General features: G+C 29.8%; 18 protein-coding genes and 2 tRNA genes. 15 read left to right on the forward strand and 5 right to left on the reverse strand.

The annotated features are described in order from the left end of the window. Nucleotides 1-29: 29 nt before the first annotated feature. The 3 genes from BLA33_RS02270 to BLA33_RS05915 are packed head-to-tail and all read right to left on the reverse strand — an operon-like array spanning nucleotide 30 to nucleotide 1,679. Complete coding sequence (locus tag BLA33_RS02270) at nucleotides 30-641, reverse strand: DUF3996 domain-containing protein (RefSeq protein WP_029346792.1); 612 nt, start codon at nucleotides 639-641, stop codon at nucleotides 30-32. 10 nt (nucleotides 642-651) lie between these two features. After that, the gene (locus BLA33_RS02275; RefSeq protein WP_029346791.1) at nucleotides 652-1,263 is read right to left on the reverse strand and encodes a DUF3996 domain-containing protein; all 612 of its coding nucleotides are present in this window, start codon (nucleotides 1,261-1,263) and stop codon (nucleotides 652-654) included. Next, nucleotides 1,260-1,679, reverse strand: coding sequence for a hypothetical protein (locus BLA33_RS05915; RefSeq protein WP_075226387.1), 420 nt, complete (start codon nucleotides 1,677-1,679; stop codon nucleotides 1,260-1,262). The genes BLA33_RS02275 and BLA33_RS05915 overlap by 4 nt, the downstream gene beginning before the upstream one ends. Nucleotides 1,680-1,842: 163 nt before the next feature. Between BLA33_RS05915 and BLA33_RS02285 the strand changes: the two genes are divergently transcribed. Both BLA33_RS02285 and proS read left to right on the forward strand, forming a co-directional pair. After that, the gene (locus BLA33_RS02285; protein WP_075226388.1) at nucleotides 1,843-2,520 is read left to right on the forward strand and encodes a DUF2259 domain-containing protein; all 678 of its coding nucleotides are present in this window, start codon (nucleotides 1,843-1,845) and stop codon (nucleotides 2,518-2,520) included. Nucleotides 2,521-2,572: 52 nt separating this feature from the next. Further along, a complete protein-coding gene (proS, locus tag BLA33_RS02290; protein ID WP_075226389.1) occupies nucleotides 2,573-4,039 on the forward strand; it encodes a proline--tRNA ligase in 1,467 nt (488 codons plus the stop codon). Between the two features lie 11 nt (nucleotides 4,040-4,050). Here the strand turns inward: proS and BLA33_RS02295 are convergent, their stop codons facing one another. Then, entirely contained in the window at nucleotides 4,051-5,253 is a 1,203-nt protein-coding gene (locus tag BLA33_RS02295; protein ID WP_029346789.1) for a dicarboxylate/amino acid:cation symporter, read from the reverse strand. Between the two features lie 102 nt (nucleotides 5,254-5,355). Here BLA33_RS02295 and BLA33_RS02300 point away from each other — a divergent pair, with 102 nt between their 5' ends. Then, nucleotides 5,356-6,909 (forward strand): hypothetical protein, encoded by a 1,554-nt coding sequence (locus BLA33_RS02300; protein WP_075226390.1) that lies wholly within the window; start codon nucleotides 5,356-5,358, stop codon nucleotides 6,907-6,909. Nucleotides 6,910-6,918: 9 nt separating this feature from the next. Here BLA33_RS02300 and BLA33_RS02305 read toward each other — a convergent pair whose 3' ends face one another. Beyond that, entirely contained in the window at nucleotides 6,919-7,578 is a 660-nt protein-coding gene (locus BLA33_RS02305) for an ankyrin repeat domain-containing protein (RefSeq protein ID WP_004791555.1), read from the reverse strand. Nucleotides 7,579-7,901: 323 nt separating this feature from the next. On the opposite strand from BLA33_RS02305, the gene BLA33_RS02310 reads away from it, so the two are divergent. The 12 genes from BLA33_RS02310 to rpoB all read left to right on the forward strand — a co-directional run bounded on the left by BLA33_RS02310 (nucleotide 7,902) and on the right by rpoB (nucleotide 16,665). Continuing rightward, on the forward strand, nucleotides 7,902-8,939 hold the full coding sequence (locus BLA33_RS02310; protein ID WP_029346788.1) for a hypothetical protein: 1,038 nt from the start codon (nucleotides 7,902-7,904) through the stop codon (nucleotides 8,937-8,939). A gap of 13 nt (nucleotides 8,940-8,952) precedes the next feature. Further along, nucleotides 8,953-9,810 (forward strand): hypothetical protein, encoded by an 858-nt coding sequence (locus BLA33_RS02315; RefSeq protein ID WP_029346787.1) that lies wholly within the window; start codon nucleotides 8,953-8,955, stop codon nucleotides 9,808-9,810. A 64-nt stretch (nucleotides 9,811-9,874) separates the two neighbouring features. Further along, nucleotides 9,875-9,947: transfer RNA gene (locus BLA33_RS02320), tRNA-Thr, on the forward strand. Between the two features lie 27 nt (nucleotides 9,948-9,974). Next, nucleotides 9,975-10,154: a 50S ribosomal protein L33 gene (gene rpmG / locus BLA33_RS02325; protein WP_002556991.1), complete on the forward strand. Its 180-nt coding sequence runs from the start codon at nucleotides 9,975-9,977 to the stop codon at nucleotides 10,152-10,154. Between the two features lie 8 nt (nucleotides 10,155-10,162). Beyond that, nucleotides 10,163-10,235: transfer RNA gene (locus BLA33_RS02330), tRNA-Trp, on the forward strand. Between the two features lie 26 nt (nucleotides 10,236-10,261). Beyond that, the gene (gene secE, locus BLA33_RS02335; RefSeq protein ID WP_011600998.1) at nucleotides 10,262-10,432 is read left to right on the forward strand and encodes a preprotein translocase subunit SecE; all 171 of its coding nucleotides are present in this window, start codon (nucleotides 10,262-10,264) and stop codon (nucleotides 10,430-10,432) included. Nucleotides 10,433-10,455: 23 nt separating this feature from the next. Then, nucleotides 10,456-11,010 (forward strand): transcription termination/antitermination protein NusG, encoded by a 555-nt coding sequence (gene nusG / locus BLA33_RS02340; RefSeq protein ID WP_004791646.1) that lies wholly within the window; start codon nucleotides 10,456-10,458, stop codon nucleotides 11,008-11,010. A 54-nt stretch (nucleotides 11,011-11,064) separates the two neighbouring features. Next, nucleotides 11,065-11,496, forward strand: a complete 432-nt coding sequence (rplK, locus tag BLA33_RS02345; RefSeq protein WP_004791542.1) for a 50S ribosomal protein L11 — start codon at nucleotides 11,065-11,067, stop codon at nucleotides 11,494-11,496. After that, complete coding sequence (gene rplA / locus BLA33_RS02350; protein WP_004791838.1) at nucleotides 11,496-12,176, forward strand: 50S ribosomal protein L1; 681 nt, start codon at nucleotides 11,496-11,498, stop codon at nucleotides 12,174-12,176. The genes rplK and rplA overlap by 1 nt, the downstream gene beginning before the upstream one ends. 4 nt (nucleotides 12,177-12,180) lie before the next feature. After that, the gene (gene rplJ, locus BLA33_RS02355; RefSeq protein ID WP_004793210.1) at nucleotides 12,181-12,669 is read left to right on the forward strand and encodes a 50S ribosomal protein L10; all 489 of its coding nucleotides are present in this window, start codon (nucleotides 12,181-12,183) and stop codon (nucleotides 12,667-12,669) included. Between the two features lie 70 nt (nucleotides 12,670-12,739). Beyond that, the gene (gene rplL / locus BLA33_RS02360) at nucleotides 12,740-13,114 is read left to right on the forward strand and encodes a 50S ribosomal protein L7/L12 (RefSeq protein WP_029346786.1); all 375 of its coding nucleotides are present in this window, start codon (nucleotides 12,740-12,742) and stop codon (nucleotides 13,112-13,114) included. 83 nt (nucleotides 13,115-13,197) lie between these two features. After that, a complete protein-coding gene (gene rpoB / locus BLA33_RS02365) occupies nucleotides 13,198-16,665 on the forward strand; it encodes a DNA-directed RNA polymerase subunit beta (protein WP_075226391.1) in 3,468 nt (1,155 codons plus the stop codon). Nucleotides 16,666-16,677 lie beyond the last annotated feature (12 nt).

Raw genomic sequence — 16,677 nt, forward strand, 5'->3', positions numbered from 1 at the left:
TAATTTTAATCACCAATTTAATTATTTGGCTAATTAAATGCAAATTTTATGAATCCAAATCCAAAAAAATTGAATTTAATTCCTTCAAATAAAATTTTTGGCTTTGTTAGCAATATTGTTGGCCCTAGTGCAGGGTAAACTTTGAATCCTATGTATAAATTTTTTGCAAAGTTATATTCCATTACAAAAGGAATTCTTATAACAGCGCCTATTCTTTCATAATCAGTCTCTTTCTCTTCGTCAGGAGGTATAAGGGATGTTTTTGACCAATCTGCACCTATTCCAATGCCGCCACCGATTCTCATGTATTGTCCAATTTGTTTTTTAAAAACAATATCTATTCCGCCGTTTAGATAATTTTCAAAATTATTTGACTTAGGACCAATAAAACCCCCATATCCAAAATCAATATTTATATAAGGAATTGTAATTATTATGTTTGCAATAGGATTACCTATCCCAATACCCATTGAAAATAAGTCATAACTTTTTTTTTCTTTTATGCCTTTAAGCTTTGCGATACAGGTTGTTGAATCTTCTTCCTTGCTGCATCTGACCATATAATTGTCAGATGCAAAAGAAAGGTGTATTACACCTAATGCTAATATTAAAATATGCATTTTTTTAAAATTTTTTATCATTTATTCTCCACTATATATATATTTTGATAAAGCCTGTACCCAAGAAATTAAATCTAGCTCCTTCAAATGATATTGGGCCGCCAAGCAGCATAGTTGTTCCAATGGTAGCAACAGCTTTAAACCCAATCACAATATTTTTAAGAAAGCTATATTCTATTACCAAGGGTAGCCTTATCACAACCCCTATTCTATTCTGAAGAGAATTTACTTGTTGAGCTTCATTTTCTTCCTCTTCTTCAAGCTTTTCATTCGATTTCTCAGGGCTTCCTTTTGACCAATCTGCTCCTATTCCAATGCCGCCAGAAATCATGGTGTTTTTATGTATTTCATCTTTAAATAAAAGATCTATTCCTGCTGCAACATAGGGCATGAAATTGTTGGGCTTAAGTCCTACAAATCCTCCGTAGCCAAGGTCTATGTCTACATATGGAACAGATATTGTAATGTTTGTAAGTGGGTATCCAATCCCAAAGCCTATACCAAATAAACGGCGGACAGACTCTTCTTTTGCAAGAAGTTTCTCAAAATCAAAGTCATCTTCAACTATAGATTTGCTTTTTGATTGGGCAGTTAACAAGCCTGTTGTTAATATAAGTATTATTGTTGCTAATAGCATTCTCATTGAAATTCTCCTTTTTTATATCCAATAATTTTAGATTTTATATTTACAATATTTTTAATAAAGCATAAAAAATTAAAAATATTGATGTTTATTTGCTTATCTTGATAGCAAAACTTTATTTTTAATTTTTTTATCGTTTTATTTATTAAAGTTTTGTTTATCAAAAAATTTTTAATCACAAATACAGGTATTATTATACTACTTGACTGGGTATTGATGTTAATCTTGTTCGTTTGTATAAGATTTTTGGGAATATATTTTTGCTTTGATTTTTTGGCCTTTAAAAAAAACATAAATTGATGAATTTGCAGTAAATAAGGTTTATTGCAATGTTTTATGTTAAAACGCTTGCAGAAAAACTTTATTTGCCTTAAGGCTTTTGAAACTAATTTTAGGTTACGAATCCTTTTGTCCAAAAATTTATCCCAAAAATTTGAATATTAATTTTTTAATCTATAAACAAATAGTACATCAAAGTTTTGAATTTGAAATGCTGTTTGATATTATTTTAAATAAGAGTAAATTAATTATGAATAAGTTTAACATGTAATTCATTGTTATTAAATTTATACAAAGCTTATGATTAAACTGTATATCGTTTTTTTTTATTTTTTTTCTTTTTTACTGGGGTTTTCAGAAAATATTTTTTTTAAAAATTTAGGATTCTCAAATAATGATCAGTGCTTTATGTTTGGCGAATATGGACTTGAAAATGGATATTATTATTCTGCTGTTTACTTTGTTGATGTTATTGAAAATAATTTTGCAAAATCTGGAGTGCATTCTAAGATTTTTAAGGAGTACATTGAGTATTCAGACAGTTATGATAAAAGTCTTTATGAACTTTTAAAGATGATTAATTTTAAAATTAAGGAATTTAAAATTAATCATTTAAGAAGAGGGCGAGAAATTTATTTTTATGTTAAGAGTGAAATTCCAGAAACAGATTTTTTAAATTTTGTTGATTTTAAAACAGGAAACGAATATCAAGTTTTTGTAAATAAGGATATTAATTCTCAAGAACTTTCTTCTTCTTTTAATATTTTTTTATCTGTCAGATATTGTAATTCAGCTTTAGAAAAACATCTGACTGTTGGAAGAGGGAATTACTATAGAAAGAATGTTATTGATTACAAAATAAGGGAGATTTTTTTATTCCCAAATGAAGATGGAATTGTTTTTGTTTTGGAAAAAATCATGTTAAATGCTTATGGGAATAAGTATAAGCGGTTTATGGTTGAAGTTAAAAAATATTGAATATAATTATTTAGTGTTTCAAAGAAGTTTAATGCTTCATTAAGGATAAATTATGAGTGATTTCATAGCATCAAAAGAAGATGATTATTCTAAGTGGTATTTAGATATAGTTCAGAAAGCAAAACTTGCTGATTATAGTCCTGTAAAAGGGTGTATGGTGATTATGCCTTATGGATATTCTATTTGGAGTAAAATTCAGAGCATACTTGATAAAAAATTTAAAGAGACTGGACATGAGAATGCATATTTTCCCATGCTTATTCCTTATGGTTTTTTAGAAAAAGAAAAGGATCATATTGAAGGATTTTCTCCTGAGTTTGCTATTATTAAGGACGCTGGTGGAGAGAGCTTGGCGGAGCCTTTGGTTTTAAGGCCTACCTCTGAGACAATTATTTGGAATATGTATAGTAAGTGGATTAAGTCTTACAGAGACCTTCCTCTTAAAATTAATCAATGGGCAAATGTTGTTCGCTGGGAAAAAAGAACAAGGCCTTTTTTAAGAACCACCGAATTTCTATGGCAAGAAGGGCACACTGCTCATGCTACTGAAGAAGAGGCATTAGAAGAAACTTTGCTTATTTTGGATTTATATAAAAGATTTATGGAAGACTATTTAGCTATTCCGGTTTTTTGTGGTAAAAAATCTGAAAAGGAAAAATTTGCAGGGGCCGTTTCTACTTATTCAATTGAAGCATTGATGCAAGATAAAAAAGCCCTTCAAGCTGCTACATCCCATTATTTGGGGTTAAATTTTGCAAAGGCATTTGATGTAAAATTTCAAGACAAAGATGGAAAGATGAGGCACGTATTTGCTAGTAGTTGGGGTGTTTCTACTAGATTGATTGGTGCTTTGATTATGGTTCATTCTGACGAGAAAGGTTTAATTTTGCCGCCTCGCATTGCTCCGATAGAAATTATTGTTATTCCTATTTTTAAAAAAGAAGATGAGATTAATAAAAAGATTTTAGACTATTCTGATTGTGTTGTTAATGCTTTAAAAAAAGCAGAATTTAGGGTTGAAATTGATAAGGATGTTAGAAGTTCTCCGGGATTTAGATTCTCATCTGCCGAGTTTAAAGGAATTCCAATACGTATTGAAGTGGGGATAAATGATGTCCTTTTAAATTCTGTTACTATTGTAAGAAGAGATAAAGACAGAAAATTTAAGTATCAAATATCACTTGATTCTCTTGCCAGCAAGGTTAAGATCGAGCTTGATTCTATGCAAAAGGATTTATTTAAAAAAGCATTGAATTTTAGGACCTTAAATACTAGGGAGATTTTTAGAACTGGGAAGGATAGTTATGAGTTATTCAAAGCTTACATGAATGATCATTCTGGATTTGTGCTTTCTTGTTGGTGTGGTGGTTTGGATTGCGAAAATATTATTAAAAATGAAACTAAAGCTACAATAAGATGCATTCCTGATGATTTTAAAGCCAAGGATTTAACAGATATGGCCTGTATTTATTGTGCTTCTAGAGCTAAATATTTTGTTTTATTTGCCAAATCTTATTAATTTGTTTGGCTTTAATTAATCTTTTCTTGATCTTTCAATTCTTTAAAGTTTATTATATGAATAATTGCAATGTTAAAAGCAAAGTCAATTAGTAAAGCCAAAGAGATTAGTATTGGCAGCATTGGGGTTATGTTGGAAACATTTAGCTCTATTCCTTTTGTATAAGTAGAGCAAAGCATTGTAATTACATAAATTAAGCTATTTGGTATATGAGGAAATGCAAGGACAAAAAAAAATGATAAAGTACTCATATAGCTTATTTCATAGATAGAAATAGGCAAGCTTGAATATGATTTTAAAATTATAAAAAATGATATTACTGAAACAAAGATAGTTCCAAATTTAGAAACAAAATTTATTAGAGGTATATTTATAATTATAGATTTTTTTATATTTATTCTTTCGTTTTTAATATCTTCTATTAATATTACATAAGGGGAATAAGAATCTTTTGTTAGTCCTGAAAATATTATGTTTTTAAATGATACAAAGATTCCTTTATATATCATTCTGAAATTCTTTGTTAATCTATAGCTAATTATTGGCAATATTGCGAATAAAATTATAATTGTCCATGTCAAAAAGAATGTTATGCTATTTGTATAATTTTGATAATCTTTAAAGCTTTTTAAGCTTGTAGTATAATCTGCTGTTATAAAAATAATTCCTATATTTAATATATTTGCAATAAATCCATTTGCATGGTAAAAAAGATTGGATGCGCTTAGCATTAGTTCTCTAGCTATTCTTCCCTTTTGTTTTGCATAATAAAAACTAGTGCCTATTATTATTGAAATCATATAGATGCTAAGTAAATTTGGATTACTAGACGTAAATATTTTGAAAATATTTTTTGGGAAAAATGTTTCTAATAAAGCTTCTTTTTCAAAAAAATATATATTTTGCATTGTTTTTTCTAGTATTGGAATTCTTTGTGGAAGATATATTATTGCAGCTGTTATTGATACAGCAACTCCAGATAGGTTGATTAAAATTCCATAATAAATTGTTTTGCTAAATAGTTTTTTAAAGTTTTTATTTTCAATAATATTTTCAATTCCTAATGGAATTGAAAATATTAAAAAAGGAATAAGAGATAAGTATGATAATCTTATAAAAGCATGAGATAAAGAGCTGTAAATCCCAAGAGGTAAAAACAATCCCAATAATATTCCAATGGGTATAGTGAAAAAAAAATTGATTTTTACATTCATATGACTTCTCCTTTCAGAGATTTAAGGTACACTGTGCATAATAATAGTACTAAATTTTTTTGTAAATATAAACTTTAGAGTTACAATTATAATTATGTTGTTATGTTGCTTGGGGGTGTTTTTGGGGGTTTTTTGTATAAATATCCTGATTCTGTAGATACAGATTTAGATTCAAGATTGCCAAATATTTTAACTTTAGAGGAGCATGATAAACAATTTTTTACTAAAGATTTTTATAAAAATCTTATTTCAAGTAGCAAAGAAATTGGTCTTAAGCTTCATAAAGTTTTAGTAGATTATTTAAATCCTCAACCAGAAGAGGTTGATAGGGTTTTAAAGTATAATCAAGTGATTAACATTTATTGGTCTTTTTTGAAATCAATTGCAAAAAACATTTCGTCATTAACTATGGAGCAGAAAATTTTATTTAGATTTGCTGCTCTTATTCCAAATGCACTTGGATCTGAAATTCAGTTATTAATTTCAAAAACTATTTGGGACAATCATTATAATGAGTCTTTTATTTATTTTGATGAATGGCTTTATGGAGTTAGTAGTTTAAAGCTTAGTAGATTAGCAACTGATTTGCCGATGGATAATTTTAAAGAAGAAGATATGGAAAAAATTTTACTTAATAAAAAAGAAAAACTTTTGGCAAATATTGATTTTGCAAAGAGCAGCCTAAAGAGAACTGACAAGATTAGGGAAGAAGCTCTTTGCAAACTAAGAAATATGTTTGGATTTTTATTTTCACATAATAGCCAAAACGATTCAACTTATATCCCTGAATACGGAGTAAAAAGCCCTTATGCCAATTCTATTTTAAAGCCCTTAAATTTTGCCAGTGATTATGTTAATGATCTTATTAAATCAAATAGAGATATTAATGTTTTTATCAATAAAATTGAAGATGCTAATAAAGAGCTTTTTGAAATTCAAAATAAAATGAACAATATTGGAATGTCTGTTGAATCAACTATTGCATATGATGAAGTTGAGGCTATTAGAAGTGCTAATAAGCTTGCAATAGGCCCAAGAGGCAACCATTTTCCTATTCTTTTGAGAAATAATATAGTTGCCAATCCTCAATTTTTTGGAAGCAGAGAAAGAATTATGCAACTTGTTTCGGAAATCGAAGATATTCAGCCCCGGCTTTTTCAAAAAGCGTATAGAGGAGATTTGCTTAGAGTGGTTCCTTATTTTATATTGATACCTTCTTATGGTGATAAAGGAATTTGTTGGGAATCAATTGATGTTAAAAATAGAGCAAATGGTAGGGGTAAAATATTAATACCTATGTATGCTAAAAACTTGAAAAGGGCGGTTATTTTAGGCATTGGTGATTTTGTTTGGGAGCTTGCTAAAGAACAAGCTTCTTTTAGGTGGATGGAAACAGGAATTACAGGTCAATATTACGATTATTATGTTAAGTTTATTAAAAAAGGAAATGTTAAAAATTTTTTTCTAGAAGATTATTTTCTTTGGATAGAGAAGGAAAGTAAGGGAATTCAAAAGCTTGATAAATTGGTGCGTGGAATAATGTGGAGAAATTTACCCTTTTCTAAAAATTTAAAAGAGACACTTGCTAAAAAATCTTTTATATACAAAGATCTTATTGATAAAGATAAAAATATTCAAACATCTGATGGGTATTAAATTTATTTTCTATTTTGCTAGAATTCTAACTATTTCTTTGTTTTTCAGCGCTTTAATTTCTTTTTTGTAATTGTCGTCAATGTAAATTTTTTTATTTTTAAGAGATTCAATTAATTTTATATTTTCTGTTTCTATTGCGGCTTGCATTGGTGTTTTTCTATTTTCAAGTGTGCAACTTAAATCAGCTCCGCTTTCTTTTAAAAATTCAAATACTTTTTCATTATTAGTATATATTGCCCAAAATATTGGAGAATGCCCGGTATCATCTATTTGATTAAGACCTATTCCATAATCTACCAATATTTTTATGATTTCAAATTTATTGTTTATTATTGAAATTGAAATTGGAGATATTTTATGTTTAAGGTTTATTTCTGCTCCAAGATTTAGTGCAATTAAAACTCCTTTTTTATTGTCGAAAAAAACGGATATTATAAAAAGATCATTTTTAATTTTTTCTAAATTTTGCAAGGTTTTTTTATCGTTTATATTTATTGAATTTATAAACTTATTTAAAGTGTCCTTATTATTTTGATATTCTTTACTATTAAAAGCATACAAATTTTTTTGTAATTCTTTTATTATTGAAGTACTTGTATCAGTGTTTATTGAATTCAAATTTTTTATTATTTGTAATAATAAAAAAAGTATAATTAATTCCTTTTTCATGTTTTGTGAGTTTTGTATTCCTTTAATAAAGTATTTAATTTTAGATGATTGCTTTTTTAATAAGTATTAAATTAACATTTATTATAGGTTATTATAAGATTGTTTTTCAATGTTTTTATAATCATAATTATCTATATTTTAAATATTAGGTATTTTTATTTTAAATCTATAATTTAGATTTTGGCTATTTTATTTTGATGTTTTTTGTATATTTATTAATATAAAATGTGATCATGTTAAATTAGTATTTATAAAAAATTTGATAATTTTTTAAATTAAGGTGTGCATTTTATTATGTATAGTTTATATTGTAAAATACTCTTATGAATCTGTTTGCTGAAATTGCTAAATTTTTTTTGATTTTGTTTTTGTTTTTGTTTACTTCTTGTAAACAAAAACAAAGCGAGATTCAAAATCTTACGCATCTTTTAAAATCTTCTAATAAGAATAGATTAGATAAATTTCTTATTATTGATAGAGCTGTTAATATATATATTGCAAATAAAAATTATGAAAATGCTTTAGAAATTGTAAATAGTGGAATTATTGATGATGAGTCTAGAGAATATTATCCTTTGTATCTTTATTTAATGGGCAATATTTATGATTCTATGGGAGAAGATTTTGTAGCTTTTAGTATTTATAAGTATGTTGTTGACAATTTTGATGATTATGTTTATGAAAACTGTTCAGTGAAAACAAGAGTAGCCAAAAAGATTGTTAATTTAAATATTGATTCAATCGATAAGATCAATTATTACAAATTTATATTAAATACAGAAATTGATAATTTAAATAATGAGGAAAAAGGTAATTATTTTTATAATCTTGCATTAAGCTTGGAAGATGTTCAAGATTACGATGAATCTTATTTTTACTATAAAAAATTTCTTTCAATTCCAAGAGCACATTTAAAAATAGATTCTAGAGACTATTTTAATGTAGTTACAAAAATTAATTACTTTAATAATCCAGAGTTTGTTGTTTATAGAAATTTAGGAGATTTAATCCAGGATGTTAAAAAATTTGTTCTTTCTGGAGATACTTTTAAGCTGCTTAATATAAGAGATAAGAATAATTTTTTTATTCAAAGCTGGGATCAAAAGGGCGGGAAAAGTAATTCCATTAATACCAACAGCTTTTTAACCACGATGATTAGGCTTGGAGGGAGAAGAAAAAACGGAATACAATTTGCAAAGCATCTTGAGGCGGATTCTAGTGATGATGTATCTTATCTTGAATCAAGCGGATGGGATTATATTCGAGAATGGTATTTTGTTTTTAAAAGAATTGCTTATCCTAAAGATCCAGAAATTAATAATGGCTGGACTTGGATCGGTGTATATTTAGGCAAAAAATAATAGGAAGGAGATAATGCATTTTCTTAAGTTTCTTTTTAGTTATTTATTTCTACTTTATTCTAATGTTTCCATAATAAAAGATGAGGTTGCCGAAACAAGTGTGCATAGAATAATTGATTGGGATAGGAAGGTTATTTGTTTTGATATTGTTAAGGAAATTAATGAAAATGAATTTAGGCCAGTAGGCTTAAATACAGCGTCTAAATTAATAGCAACTATCAATGATTTTAAAGATACGTTAATAAGAGAGTCTCTTTTTAAGATAATTATGGACTCTGAAAATACTTTTAAGAATTATTTTGATTTGAATCCCAGCTTAATACTTAATTTTTCAGGCCCCAATAGTATTTTGAAAAGATCTTATATAAAATATTCAGAAGACTTAAGAAGTCTAACTGTTAGGTATGAGCTTAGTCTTTTCCCCGATTTTATAAATTTATTTTTTTCGCATGAAAAGCCATATAAATCTTTTTATCCATTAGTAAATTCTGATGTTGATAAGACTGATTATACAGGGATTGTGATTTATGTAGGTGAAGTCTATAGCAATACTTTTGGATCTAAAAAATTAGAAGACTCTTTTTTTATCAAAATTTATGATGAAAACATTAGGCCATATTTTGACAAGAGAATGGTTTCTTCAGAGGCTTTAAAAAAATGGGGAATGCTTGAGTATAGTAATGATATTCTTTATAATAACAAAAATAGGGTTGGGCATCGTCCTTTAAAATTAGTTGCCAAAAGTGTTTATGGCAAAAATAATACAGATATTATACTTGATGAGTATTCTATTAATAAGCTGTTTTCAAACAGCAATAACATTAAACTTTTGCAAGACGGAAAACTTGTTGTAATAAAGCAAGAAAATTAAACTGGGTACTTGTTTTTTTCCAAACAATCAACTAAGATAATAAAGAGTTTTATAAGGAATTAATGCCCTTATAGCTCAGTTGGTAGAGCACCACCATGGTAAGGTGGGGGTCGTCGGTTCAAGTCCGATTGAGGGCTTTTATTGGTAGTTAGGAGTTTTGTTGTATGGGTAAAAAGAAAGGGAAAGGAGCTGTTGAGCTTATATCTTTGATTTGTGAAGAGACAGGAATTAGAAATTATACCACTACTAAGAATAGACGTAATAAGCAAGAAAAGTTGGAATTGATGAAATATTGTCCAAAATTACGCAAACACACTCTTCATAAGGAAGGAAAAATAAAATAGCAAATAATAGGTCAGTAGTTCCAACGGTAGAACGACAGTCTCCAAAACTGTATGCTGGGGGTTCGAATCCCTCCTGACCTGTTGTTAGAATTAAAGTGAGGCTTTAAGTGTTTAGGTTTATCAAAGATAGTATCTTGGAGCTTAAGAAGGTAACATGGCCTAAGTATAATGAAGTGGTTGAAAATGGGAAACAAGTTTTTTGGTTAGTATTATTTGTTTCAATCTTCTTAGGTATAGTTGATTATCTCATGTTTCTTGTTGTAACTTATGTATTTTAGTTTTATTATAAGAAGGTTAAATTATGTCTAGAGCTTGGTATGTAGTTCAAACTTATTCTCAATATGAGAAAAAGATAGAGCAAGACATAAGGCTTTTAATAAGCGAAGGTGCTTTTGGTAGTATAGTATTGGATGTTAAGGCTCCTATTGAAAAAGTAGAAGAGATAAAAAATGGTAAGAAAAGAATAAGAGAGAGAAAAATTTGGCCAGGTTATATTCTTATTGAGCTAGATCTCCCAGAAGTAGGTTGGAAAGATGTTATTGCCAATATCATTAAAGTTCAAGGTGTTATTAATTTTGTTGGTGTTAGTAAGGGGCAAAAGCCTATTCCCATTAATGATGAAGAAGTAAAAAGTGTTTTTATGCTTACTGGAGAGATTAAAGCAAATAAATCTATTTTTATGCTTTATGACTTTGAAGAAGGAGAAAGGGTCAGAATTAAAGGTGGGCCTTTTGATTCCTTTGAAGGACTTATTAGTTCTATTGATTACGAAAGAAAGAAATTAAAAGTTGCAGTTCAAATTTTTGGAAGGTCAACGCCCGTTGAAGTTGATTTTCAACACATAGAAAAGATTTAAAATTTGATACTAATGGGAGCTTTTAAAGCGTTATTACCATAAGGAGATGATATTATGGCAAAAAAAAAAGCAATTTCTTGGATTAAATTGCAGGTTCCAGCTGCTCAAGCAGCTCCAGGAGCTAAAATAGGACAAGCGCTCGGACCTCATGGAGTGAGCGGTCCTCAGTTTGTAAAGGAATTTAATGAGAGAACCGCAAAGATGGATCCCGGCATTGTGGTTCCCGTTATTATTACTGTTTATAGTGACAAAAGTTTTTCTTTTATTGTAAAAACTCCTCCAGCTTCGATTTTAATTAAAAAAGCTATTGGGATAGAATCAGGATCTAAAAAATCCAATACAGATAAAGTTGGAACTATATCAAAAGAAAAGTTAATGGAGATAGTAAAAATCAAAATGCCTGATTTAAACGCAAAATCAGAATCAGCAGCGTTTAAAATTATTTCAGGGAGTGCGCGCTCAATGGGTGTTGAGGTGGAGAAATAATGTCAAAAAAGGGTAAAAAATATATTGCAGCTTTTTCTAAAGTAGATAAGAGTAAATTTTATAGCATTGAAGATGCAATTTCACTGTTGAAAGAAATCAAATTTGTTAAATTTGATGAAACTATAGATATATCTATTAACCTTAATTTAAAAAAGAATCATACTGTTAGAGACACTATAGTTTTGCCAAATCAGTTTATGAAGCCAAAAAGAATACTTGTTTTTGCAAAAGGCGATCGAGCAGATGAAGCTAGAGCTTTTGGTGCAACTTATGTTGGAGATGATGATCTTATTAATAAGATTAAAAGTGGCTGGGATGAATTTGATGTTGTTGTTGCAACTCCTGATATGATGAAGGACGTTGGAAGACTTGGCCCTATTTTAGGGAAAAGAGGCTTAATGCCAAATCCAAAGACTCAAACAGTCACAAATAATCTTAAAGATGCAATCAACAGTCTTAAAAAGGGTCGAACAGAGTTTAGAGCAAATAAAAATGGCGTAATAAGCTTTTCTTTTGGTAAATCTTCTATGGACAATGAAAAGATAAAAGAAAATTATGATGAATTTATCAAGGAAGTTGTTAAAAAAAGGCCAAGTGACTTAAAGGGAGCTTTTATAGACAGTATTTATATTTCATCTACTATGGGGCCTTCTATAAAAGTTGATTTTGTTTGGAGGTAGCATTATGAGTGCAAAAATAAATTCTAAAAAGCTGGAAATGTTTGATTTATTGAAAAAATTTATAGACAATAAACAAAATCTTTTTTTCTTAGACTATAGAGGTTTAAGTGTATCTCAGTTGACAGATCTTCGTAATAAAATAGAAGGCGAACATGGAGCCTTAAAAGTTGTTAAAAACAATATAATGAAGATGGTTTTAAAAGAAAAGAATATTAATATTGTTGATTCTTGTTTGGTTGGTCCTACGGTTGTTGTTACTGCATTAGAAGAGGCTAATGTAATAGCAAAAATTTTTTATGATTTTGTAAAAAGTAGTACCTTAAAAGTAAAGGGTGGTTTTGTTTTAGGAGAGTTTTATGATGAAGCTAAAGTTCAAGCTTATAGTAAGCTTCCTACCAAAAAAGAGTCTATTTCTTTATTAGCTAGCGTGTTAAAAGCGCCAGTTTCTAAGCTTGCAAGAACCTTGAAAGCTTTGGCTGATGTTAAAAATTAACATGGCAGTGTTAGTCTTAATTTTTGAGTGCATGCTATCACTGTAAAATGAAAATATATAAGGAGTTAATATGGCACTAAGCAAAGAAGATATTTTAACCTGGCTTGAGGGTGCAAAAACTATGGAAGTTGTTGACCTTGTAACAGCTATTGAGGAAAAGTTTGGAGTAACTGCCGCTATTTCTGCTGTCGGAGGGGGTGCTGCTTCAACAGGCTCAACTGATTCTGAAGAACAAACTGAATTTGATGTAATTCTTATGTCTTTTGGTGATAGTAAGATAAATGTTATAAAAGAGGTTAGATCTATTACAGGGCTTGGTCTTGGAGAAGCTAAGGCTTTAGTTGAATCTGCCCCTAAAGCTATTAAAGAAGGTCTTTCTAAGTCAGATGCTGAGGAATTAAAAAAGAAACTTGAGGCAGTTGGCGCAAAAGTTGAAGTTAAATAAAAAAATTAAAAATATATCAAAGTTGTTATTCCGCATGTCTTTATGATATGCGGCTTGTTATGTCTTAAAAAAGGAGTCTTTTAATGATAAAAAGAGTTCATCTGGGACAAGGAAGAGCTGATGAGATTTTAGACCTACCTAACCTGATAGAAATACAATTAAATTCTTATGAAAAATTTTTACAACTTGATAAATTAAAAAATAAAAAACCTTTACTTAATGAAGGCCTTGAGTCTGTTTTTAGAAATATATTTCCCATCAAAAGTGGAAATGGTGATGTTGCTCTTGAGTATGAAAGGTACTATATAGAAAACGATGCCCTTAATTTTACAGAAAAAGAATGTAAAAGAAAGGGTCAAAGTTATGAAGCTGTTTTAAAAGTAAGACTAAATTTACAATTTTTGACTACTGGAGAAATAAGGCAAAAAGACGTTTATATGGGAACTATTCCTTTAATGACAGAAAGGGGAACTTTTATTATTAATGGGGCCGAGAGGGTTGTTGTTTCTCAAATTCATAGATCCCCAGGAGTTGTTTTTTATAAAGAAAAAGATTTGTATTCTGCCAGAATAATTCCTTATCGTGGTTCTTGGTTAGAATTTGAGATTGATTCTAAAAAAGATTATCTTTATGTAAAGATAGATAGAAAAAAAAGGATACTCATAACTCTTTTTTTAAGAGCTTTAGGATTTGATACGAGAGAAAAAATAATAGAAACTTTTTATAACATTAAAAAAATTAAAGTTGAAGACGGCACAAAAAGAGACCTTCCAGGTCAATATTTAGCTAAGAACATTAACATAAGAGAGAATATGTATTATCGAGCAGGAGATAAGATTACTCTACAAGATGTTGAAGATTTTTTGCAAAATGGAGTAAATGAAATAGAGCTTGTTGATTTTGATGGTTATGATGCTATTTCTGGAAAGTGCTTTGTGAGTTCAAATGTTATTTTAAATTGTCTTGAGAAAGAGGATGCCTTTTTTGCATTAAAGGATGGCTCTAAAGAGCTTCCAAAAGAATCAGTTATGCTTGCTGTGTATGGGGCTCTTTTCCCTGGTGAACCAATATCGATTGATAATGCTGAAAATGATTTAAAAACTATATTCTTTTCTGAAAGAAGATATGATCTTGGGCGTGTGGGGCGCTATAAACTTTCTAAAAAATTTGGATTTGACGACTTAAGTACATCGGTTTTAACTATGGATGATATTGTTAACACAATATCTCATCTTTTAAGAATATATGAAGGTCATGATATTCTTGATGATATTGATCATTTAGGAAATAGAAGAGTGCGTTCTGTTGGAGAGCTTCTTACCAATATATATAAAGGCGCGATGTCAAGAGTTGAAAAAATTGCTAAAGATAGAATGTCTAATAAGGAAGTTTTTAATCTAAAGCCCCAAGAGTTAATAAGTGTTAAACCTATTGTATCTGCTGTTAAAGAATTTTTTGCAACCAGCCAGCTTTCGCAGTTTATGGATCAGGTCAATCCTTTGGCCGAACTTACCCACAAAAGGCGTCTTAATGCCCTTGGACCAGGGGGACTTTCAAGAGATAGAGCAGGATTTGAAGTAAGAGATGTCCATTACACCCATTATGGCAGAATGTGTCCTATTGAAACTCCTGAAGGACCAAATATTGGACTTATTGTTTCTTTAGCTACTTATTCGAGAGTTAATGATTATGGTTTTTTGGAAACTCCCTATAGGAAAGTTGTTAATGGAGAAGTGACTGACGAATTAGAATATTTATCTGCTATTGATGAAGAGAAAAAGTGTATTGCGCAGGCCAATGCTGCCTTTAATTCTAATGGAAAGTATCTTGAAGATTTAGTTTCTGTTAGAATTTCTGGTGATTATACTACAACAAGCCCCAAAAATATAGACTATATGGATGTCTCCCCTAGGCAGCTAATTTCAGTATCTTCGGCATTAATTCCTTTTCTTGAGCACAATGATGCAAATCGAGCTCTTATGGGTTCTAATATGCAAAGACAAGCAGTACCCCTGCTTTTCCCTAAACCCCCGATTGTTGGCACAGGGATGGAAAGTATTGTTGCAAAGGATTCAGGAGTAGTAGTTAAGGCTAAAAGAAGTGGGGAAGTTGTTCTTGCAACAAGTAATAAAATAGTTGTTAAGCCTTTTGAATCAGAAAATGCTAAAGATTTAGATGAATACCATATTGTTAAGTATGAACGGACAAATCAAGATACTTGTTTTAATCAATCCGTTTTGGTTAAAGAGGGCCAAAAGGTTGAAAGGGGAGAGATAATAGCTGATGGTCCTGCTACTAGATATGGAGAGCTTGCTCTTGGTAATAATTTATTACTAGGGGTTATTCCTTGGAATGGGTTTAATTATGAGGATGCTATATTAATCTCTGATAAAATTGTAAAGGAAGATCTTTATACATCTATTCATATTAAAGAATTTAGCATAGAGGTAAGAGAAACTAAACTTGGTCCTGAGAAGGTTACAGGAGATATACCAAATGTTAGCGAGAAGATACTAAACAAATTAGATGAAAATGGGATTATACGGATAGGAACCTATGTGAAGCCTGGTGATATTTTGGTTGGTAAAGTTACTCCAAAATCAGAAGGAGACATTACTCCTGAATTTAGACTTTTAACTTCCATTTTTGGAGAAAAAGCAAAAGATGTTAAAAATAATTCTTTAAAAGTTCCTCATGGCACTGAAGGTACAGTTATTGATGTTCAAAGGATTACTAAAGAGGATGTTGGCAATCTTGCTCCTGGGGTTGAGGAGATACTTAAAGTTTATGTTGCTAAAAAAAGGAAGCTTAAAGAGGGTGATAAAATGGCTGGACGACATGGCAATAAAGGTGTTGTTGCAAAAATTCTTCCTGTTGAAGATATGCCTTATCTTGCAGACGGAACCCCTCTTGACATATGCTTAAATCCTTTAGGAGTTCCATCTAGGATGAATATTGGACAGTTAATGGAATCGCAATTAGGCCTTGCTGGTAAATATCTTGGTGAATCTTATAATGTTCCTGTTTTTGAATCTGCCACAAATGAACAAATTCAAGAAAAATTGAAAAAAGCTGGATTTAATCCAACTTCTAAAGAAATTTTATATGATGGTTATACAGGAGAGCCGTTTGAAAATGAAGTAATGGTTGGAGTGATTTACATGCTTAAACTTCACCACCTTGTTGATGATAAAATGCATGCAAGATCAACAGGACCATATTCTCTTGTTTCTCAACAACCTCTTGGAGGAAAAGCTCAATTTGGTGGGCAAAGACTTGGAGAAATGGAGGTTTGGGCCCTTGAGGCTTATGGTGCAGCTCACACTCTTCAAGAACTTTTAACAGTTAAATCTGATGATATGTCGGGTAGAGTCAAGATATATGAAAATATAGTAAAAGGCGTTCCTACTAATGTATCAGGTATTCCTGAGTCTTTTAATGTGCTAATGCAAGAGCTTAGAGGACTTGGACTTGATTTGTCAATTTACGATGAAAGTGGGAATCAAGTTCCTTTGACAGAAAAAGAAGAAGAATTGATTAATAAAAGCTAGGTTTTTGGAGTT

This window comes from Borreliella garinii, from assembly GCF_001922545.1.
GTDB lineage: Bacteria > Spirochaetota > Spirochaetia > Borreliales > Borreliaceae > Borreliella > Borreliella garinii.

Excerpts from the sequence above, each read along its gene's own strand:
- BLA33_RS02270 (WP_029346792.1), bottom strand. The coding sequence starts at position 641 with ATGATAAAAAATTTTAAAAAAATGCATATTTTAATATTAGCATTAGGT.
- BLA33_RS02275 (WP_029346791.1), bottom strand. The coding sequence starts at position 1,263 with ATGAGAATGCTATTAGCAACAATAATACTTATATTAACAACAGGCTTG.
- BLA33_RS02285 (WP_075226388.1), top strand. The coding sequence starts at position 1,843 with ATGATTAAACTGTATATCGTTTTTTTTTATTTTTTTTCTTTTTTACTG.
- proS (WP_075226389.1), top strand. The coding sequence starts at position 2,573 with ATGAGTGATTTCATAGCATCAAAAGAAGATGATTATTCTAAGTGGTAT.
- BLA33_RS02295 (WP_029346789.1), bottom strand. The coding sequence starts at position 5,253 with ATGAATGTAAAAATCAATTTTTTTTTCACTATACCCATTGGAATATTA.
- BLA33_RS02300 (WP_075226390.1), top strand. The coding sequence starts at position 5,356 with ATGTTGCTTGGGGGTGTTTTTGGGGGTTTTTTGTATAAATATCCTGAT.
- BLA33_RS02305 (WP_004791555.1), bottom strand. The coding sequence starts at position 7,578 with ATGAAAAAGGAATTAATTATACTTTTTTTATTATTACAAATAATAAAA.
- BLA33_RS02310 (WP_029346788.1), top strand. The coding sequence starts at position 7,902 with ATGAATCTGTTTGCTGAAATTGCTAAATTTTTTTTGATTTTGTTTTTG.
- BLA33_RS02315 (WP_029346787.1), top strand. The coding sequence starts at position 8,953 with ATGCATTTTCTTAAGTTTCTTTTTAGTTATTTATTTCTACTTTATTCT.
- rpmG (WP_002556991.1), top strand. The coding sequence starts at position 9,975 with ATGGGTAAAAAGAAAGGGAAAGGAGCTGTTGAGCTTATATCTTTGATT.
- nusG (WP_004791646.1), top strand. The coding sequence starts at position 10,456 with ATGTCTAGAGCTTGGTATGTAGTTCAAACTTATTCTCAATATGAGAAA.
- rplK (WP_004791542.1), top strand. The coding sequence starts at position 11,065 with ATGGCAAAAAAAAAAGCAATTTCTTGGATTAAATTGCAGGTTCCAGCT.
- rplA (WP_004791838.1), top strand. The coding sequence starts at position 11,496 with ATGTCAAAAAAGGGTAAAAAATATATTGCAGCTTTTTCTAAAGTAGAT.
- rplJ (WP_004793210.1), top strand. The coding sequence starts at position 12,181 with ATGAGTGCAAAAATAAATTCTAAAAAGCTGGAAATGTTTGATTTATTG.
- rplL (WP_029346786.1), top strand. The coding sequence starts at position 12,740 with ATGGCACTAAGCAAAGAAGATATTTTAACCTGGCTTGAGGGTGCAAAA.
- rpoB (WP_075226391.1), top strand. The coding sequence starts at position 13,198 with ATGATAAAAAGAGTTCATCTGGGACAAGGAAGAGCTGATGAGATTTTA.